This is a genomic window from Burkholderia sp. Ac-20365 (assembly GCF_017104715.1).
Classification (GTDB): domain Bacteria; phylum Pseudomonadota; class Gammaproteobacteria; order Burkholderiales; family Burkholderiaceae; genus Paraburkholderia.
The window spans coordinates 1-780 of record NZ_JAAGPI010000114.1 but is presented as its reverse complement, the minus strand read 5'-3'; the positions used below and the strand labels follow the sequence as shown (position 1 = coordinate 780).

Below are 780 nucleotides of genomic sequence, written 5' to 3'. Positions count from 1 at the left end.
CGATCGGGTTGTCGCTGCGCATGATCAGGTCGGTATAGAGGCCCGACTTGGTCTCCTTCAGCGCATAGCCCGGCGTCGACGAGACCCGCTGCGTCGAGCGCGGATCGATCGCGTTGATCAGGTGCACGTCGCCCGACAGCAGCGCGTTCAGGCGCGCGGCGCTGTCGCTGATGCCGATCAGCTCGATCTCGTCGAGATACGGCTTGCCCGGCTTGAAGTAGCTGTCGTTGCGCACGCCGACGGTCGACACGCCCGGCTTGAACGACTTCAGCTTGTACGGGCCGCAGCCGATGCCGGTCGAGAAATCGGTCGTGCCGTCCTTGACGATCACGAGCTGCGGCGTCGCGAGGATCACCGGCAGATCGGCGTTCGCGCTGGCGAGCGTCAACGTGACTTCGTCGGGGCCGCTAGCCTTCGCATCCGTGAACTGTTCGGCAAGCGTCTTGACCTTCGACGCGGTGGCCGGGTTCTTGTGGCGCATCAGCGAAAACACCACGTCGGCCGGGCCCACCGGCTTGCCGTCGTGGAACGTGACGCCCTTGCGCAGCTTGATGATCCACGTCTTCGCATCGGTCGTCTGCAGCGATTCGGCGAGGTTCATCTGCGGCGTCAGGCTCGCATCGAGCTGCGTGAGGCCGCTGTAGAAAATGAAGAAGCGGGTAGAGGCCGCGCCCGTCGGGCCCTTGGCCGGATCGAGCGTATCGGCCGTCGAGCCGGCTTCGTTCGCGACCCGGATCTTGCCGCCGCGCTTCGGCGCGGGCGCGGCGAACACCAGCACGA

The 780-nt window shown here is 66.0% G+C and carries 1 protein-coding gene; it reads right to left on the bottom strand.

Annotated features, from left to right (window positions below; translation table 11 throughout):
* Positions 1 to 780, bottom strand: a 780-nt coding sequence (locus G3O01_RS44855; RefSeq protein WP_241024805.1) for an ABC transporter substrate-binding protein, incomplete at both ends; no start/stop codon positions are given.